Source organism: Psychromonas aquimarina ATCC BAA-1526 (assembly GCF_000428725.1).
Taxonomy (GTDB): Bacteria; Pseudomonadota; Gammaproteobacteria; order Enterobacterales; family Psychromonadaceae; genus Psychromonas; species Psychromonas aquimarina.
This window is the reverse complement of the sequence record NZ_AUAM01000124.1, coordinates 1-1,815: the sequence shown is the minus strand read 5'-3', so window position 1 is coordinate 1,815 and position 1,815 is coordinate 1. Positions and strand designations below refer to the sequence as shown.

At 37.0% G+C, this 1,815-nt stretch carries 2 protein-coding genes; one reads left to right on the top strand and one right to left on the bottom strand.

Annotated elements, in window-relative coordinates; genetic code table 11:
* Positions 1–291: 291 nt before the first annotated feature.
* Positions 292–738, bottom strand: a complete 447-nt coding sequence (locus tag G337_RS27935) for a hypothetical protein (protein ID WP_051303425.1) — start codon at positions 736–738, stop codon at positions 292–294.
* Between the two features lie 466 nt (positions 739–1,204).
* Between G337_RS27935 and G337_RS0119215 the strand changes: the two genes are divergently transcribed.
* On the top strand, positions 1,205–1,570 hold the full coding sequence (locus tag G337_RS0119215) for a hypothetical protein (RefSeq protein ID WP_028865295.1): 366 nt from the start codon (positions 1,205–1,207) through the stop codon (positions 1,568–1,570).
* The last annotated feature ends 245 nt before the right edge of the window (positions 1,571–1,815 follow it).

The following is a 1,815-nucleotide window of genomic DNA, read 5'->3' as shown; positions in this document are numbered from 1 at the left end:
TTTAAATATTTTGATTTTGCGTGCACATGAGGTGCGCTCTTGATGACTTTAGTCATCTGCACCGAAATACGCTAACCCACCTACTTTAGTAGGTGATAGTTGAGTTTTTTAGGGGAAAAATACAATATGGTATTTACAACCCCACCAAATATGAAACACGCTGTTATAGTCTCACATAGGTTTTTTCCTCTTTACTTTTTTACTTTCATCGAGCAAAGAAGCCCCCCTACCATTGTCATGGTTAACCGATGCAGGTCCCCCCAGCTGAGCAGAGGGGGGATCAATGTTTAATTATTTGAAATACTTCTGGTATGCCTCAAACTGGTCCTTAAGTTGAATTTCTAATGCTCTTGCCGAATTATAATTATCAGCGAGAGCCAATGCATTGATTGTCGGAATTTGACTATTTAAGAAGATATGGAGCTGGTCATGTGATTTTCCACTCATAGTACAGCCGACAATTAATTCATTGACCTGCTTTCGAAGCTTTACACCTAATGCATTCAAGTTTTCTTGGGTCGAATGATCAGCATCTAAAAAGGTTTTTTTCATTTTTTTTGATATAGTCCGAGTGTGATCATCCATATTCCATTGCTCTCCATTGTTCAGGCGTAATCCATCTACAGGTGCCTCAACCCCGTAATCGCTGTGCCCATTACTGGGGTTATCCGCAGCATACCCATAGGAAAAAATAGTGGTTGATAGAGATATAACAACAATTGCAATAGCTTTTTTCATGCAAGATACTCCTTGATCATTAATAGTTTGATGACGCTTATTTAACTACCACCTACTGAAGCAGATGGTTTTTACCTTTAAAGTTCATATTAATAAAACGTCTGATCGGACTATTTTGTGACAATCGGTGTAATCTTTTTCTATGCGCCACACTTTTGCATGTAAGACTAGTCTTCATGAGTAAATGTTAGGCTGATATTAATGAATCATCGATAAACTTTAGTAAGGTTTGGTGAACTTTAATAATTTTTTTTGGGGGGAGGGAATGTTAAATTTAGTAGGGTTAGTTTAAAAACCTTACAATTTGTCTGGATAATTATTTGGAGTGCTTGTCGTACAAGTAGCCCGGCTCATACAAAATCGGTTTACGACATCCCCGAATATAATGACGCTAATTAGTAAACTGTCTTTGCAACTCAACTAACCAGTTGCTACTCTGAAAATGAATAATAGAAGAAACAAAAAAATGAAGAAATTATTTTTACTTATGGTCTTATCATATTCATATTATGCAAATGCCACTTTTTCAATTATTGCATATGATGAAGAGGAATATGGTGTAGCATTTGCTAGCTGTGCCATGCTTTCAGATAATTTTGACTCAGTTGAATATTTAAGTAGAGTAGTGCCGAATAATGGGGGCGTAGTCACTCGGGAGAAGTCATTTCCCCTGACAATATTATTTTATTCTGCTGAAGGGATGATTGAGGCAGATGTGTGCGGTGGTCAAATAATTGGTTATTTGATTGAAAATGATCCTGAAAATAAACCAGAGGAACGACAATATTTATTACTTAATTCCGCTTCTAACAAACTCCAATACAGTTCATAGATATACTGGCTCTGAACTATCTGCAACAGAAAGCAGAGAAGATAGTCGATATGATCTTGTAGTTGCTGGTAATGAACTAAGACCAAACACTACAGGTGTAATGTATTGATACTACATGGATACACCAGGCTCATTTAGGGGTTTGTACACTCTGATTTTCAACTTCCGACCATGCATACTCTCTTGGCAACATCTCACGATACATATCTAATTTATCCAGTTGTTCTGCAGTGTCATTTCCCTCA